The 2,821-nt window shown below is 69.9% G+C and carries 2 protein-coding genes and 2 pseudogenes; all 4 read left to right on the top strand.

Annotated elements, in window-relative coordinates; translation table 11 throughout:
* Nucleotides 1-427: 427 nt before the first annotated feature.
* Nucleotides 428-862, top strand: a pseudogene (locus ACFV6X_RS35485) (PAS domain-containing protein); the annotation flags it as partial.
* A gap of 14 nt (nt 863-876) precedes the next feature.
* A pseudogene (locus ACFV6X_RS35480) lies at nt 877-1,269 on the top strand (nitrilase-related carbon-nitrogen hydrolase); the annotation flags it as partial.
* Between the two features lie 108 nt (nt 1,270-1,377).
* On the top strand, nt 1,378-2,058 hold the full coding sequence (locus ACFV6X_RS35475; RefSeq protein ID WP_385390546.1) for a haloacid dehalogenase type II: 681 nt from the start codon (nt 1,378-1,380) through the stop codon (nt 2,056-2,058).
* Between the two features lie 411 nt (nt 2,059-2,469).
* Entirely contained in the window at nt 2,470-2,730 is a 261-nt protein-coding gene (locus ACFV6X_RS35470; protein ID WP_385390544.1) for a hypothetical protein, read from the top strand.
* The last annotated feature ends 91 nt before the right edge of the window (nt 2,731-2,821 follow it).

The following is a 2,821-nucleotide window of genomic DNA, read 5'->3' as shown; positions in this document are numbered from 1 at the left end:
CGGCTTGGCCGTCGCGTCCGCGAGCTCCTGAGCCGCGGGTTCCAGAACAGGCTTGGTCATCACTGCACTCCCTTGCGTCGGCGGGCCCCTGCCCGTTTTCACACTAATGACAAGGAAAGTCCGCATTGTGTGACAAGGCCCACTTCCGGACGGCATCCTGCCCTACCCGTCACTCTCGGTTGAGAAGCTGTCGCGGGCGGGCGGCAACGGTGCGAGGCGGGCAGTAATGGTCCGTCGTCCCCACAATGGGGGGAGGCGCGGGCCTCGCCCACCGCCCCTGCGGGGGCCCAGGTGACCGCGCCTCAGGCGGAAGGATCATCCTGTGCGACCTGTGCGACCCGTTCGGCCGGACGGCGAGGGTGAGCCGGGACCGCTCCGGTCGGAGCCCGGCTCTCTGCTCGAACATGTGTCCGTGGCAGTCTTCGGCATGGACGACGAGGACCGGATCTGCTTCTGGGGACCCGGCGCACACGACCTCTTCGGGCACACCCCTTCGGGAATCCTTTCCCAGCCCGCGGCCTCCCTCTTCCCGGGACCGCCCCAGGGCAGCCCACGCGCCGCTGAGAGACTCGCGAAGCGCGCCCGGGCCCTCGGCTACTGGCGCGGCCGGCTGCCGGCGCTGCATCGTGGCGGTTCCGTCTTCGACTGCGGGTTCCGGGTCTTCCCCGTGACCGGGGCCATGGGGCGGTCCGTGGTCATGGGCCTGGCGGCCAGGAGCGACGAACTCGACAGGGTGAAAACCAACCTCGCGTTCCTCGACGCCCTCTTCGAGACGTGCCCCATCGGCCTGGTGATGCTCGACGAGGACCTGAGGTACGTACACCTCAACCAGGCTCTGGCCGAGATGGACGGCCTGGCCATCGAGAACCATCTCGGGCGCCCCGTGGAAGACATCTGCTGGCCACGGGGCCTGGCGTCGAGGCCTCGTACGACAAGATCCATCTGTACGGTGCCTTCGCATTCGCCGAGTCCGAGACCGTCGCCCCGGGCTCCGAGGTTGTCACCATCGACGTCGACGGCGTCCGTATCGGCCTGGCCACCTGCTACGACGTCCGCTTTCCCGAACTGTTCCGCGCCCACGCGGACGCCGGAGCGGTCGTCTCCCTCCTGCCCGCCTCCTGGGGCGCCGGCCCGGGCAAGCGCGACCAGTGGGAACTGCTGACCGGAGCCCGCGCGCTGGACGCCACCCTCTGGCTCGCTGCCGTGGACCAGGCCGACCCGGCCGTGTCCGGCACGCCGATGCCCTCGAAGGCTCCGACCGGCATCGGGTAAGCGCGGTACCCCTGGTTGGGCGCGGGAGGGTGCACTTCGTTGGTTCGCGTGACGAACCGCTGCTGCCCGACAGGCGCGAGCGCGGGTAACGTCGGGTCCGTGCCGATGCCTTCCTCACTCCGGGTCGTCGTCTTCGACGTGAACGAGACGCTGAGCGACATGAGCCCGCTGCGTCTCCGCTTCGAGGAGGTCGGCGCGCCGAGCGAGCTGATGCAGACATGGTTCGCCGGCGTGCTGCGGGACGGCTTCGCGCTGACGGCTGCGGGCGGCTTCGCTGCATTTCCCGACATCGCGAAGGACGGGCTGCGCGGGCTACTGGAGGGCTTGCCAGGCTGGTCCGGCGGCGCGGAGGACGCGGCTCGGTACATCCTGGCGGGCTTCGGCACGCTCGACGTACACCCGGAAGTTCCAGGTTGCGTACGAACGCTCAGGGCCCGTGGCCTGCGGCTGATCACCATGACCAACGGCACGACGGCCACCACCGAACGCCTGCTGGCCCGGGCCGGCCTGCTGGACTGCTTCGACGCCCTGCTCGACGTCCACGGACCCGGCGCCTGGAAACCCGCTCGTAGTGCCTACCACTACGCCGTCGGTCGAGTCGGCGTTGCCGTGACGGAAGCCCTCATGGTCGCGGTGCATCCCTGGGACATCGACGGCGCCCGCCGTGCTGGGCTCAATGCCGCCTGGCTGCGCCGTGGTGCCGGGCACTATCCCGCGACGATGACGCCCCCGTCGCTGGCCGCCGACGACCTCACCGCGCTCACCACCATGCTTACAGAGGTGTGACGCAGTCCCGTGCCTCCGCGCGCCCGGGCCTGACCACATCGACGGGCCGCAGAAGTGCCACGTCCGGCGAACCATCACCGAGCGATCTGCCGCACGCTCGGCCTGCGCTCGTTGCCTTCGCCGGCACGCGTCGCCCGGAGGGAGCCGCGCGGCAGCGGCACTGTCTGCCTGCATCTTCGTCGTCGCGGAGCACTTCTTGGCCGGCCTCCCGCCGCCCACCCTGTTGAGCGCCTGCGCCAACCTGCGCAGCGGATCGGCGGTCCCCGTCGGCCCACTGGCCAGTTTGTGAGAGGCAGTCACTCCCGTGACGCGTTGATCTTGCCGTTGGCCGACGGGCATTTCAACAGCGTGGGCCACAGGCCGCGGGGTACATGAGAAGCCTCTGCACATGGCAACGGAGGGAACGGACTGATGACGCAACGGGGGGCGGATCACACGTCCGGACTTGGGGACCTGGAACCCGGCACCACACAACGGGCACAACTCCGCACGCGTATCGGAGACATCGCCTGGAGCGCCTTGTGCGTCGTCCTGTTGTTCTGGGGCATCTGGAGCGCCGTCGGCGCGGCACGGGGCCTGACCGCGTGGGTCTACTGCGCCGCGGCCTGGGTCCTTCTGGCTGTGGCCCTGGGCCTGCGCGCCGCGGCGGCCCGGCGCAGGACCCGGATCTAGTGCTGCTCCGCGGAAGTTCGTGGAGGGGTGTTGATCAGGGCGTCGGGTCGCCGAGGTAGAAGCCGCAGGCGCAGTCCAGGGCGTCTTCGGG

Origin of the sequence: Streptomyces sp. NPDC059861, from assembly GCF_042731435.1 — a bacterium.
Classification (GTDB): Bacteria; Actinomycetota; Actinomycetes; order Streptomycetales; family Streptomycetaceae; genus Streptomyces.
Note: the sequence above shows the minus strand (reverse complement) of the source record. Positions and strands in the feature narration are given on the sequence as shown.

Bases quoted from the DNA above. Each gene is read 5' to 3' on its own strand.
- ACFV6X_RS35470 (WP_385390544.1), top strand. From the start codon at position 2,470: ATGACGCAACGGGGGGCGGATCACACGTCCGGACTTGGGGACCTGGAA.
- ACFV6X_RS35475 (WP_385390546.1), top strand. From the start codon at position 1,378: ATGCCTTCCTCACTCCGGGTCGTCGTCTTCGACGTGAACGAGACGCTG.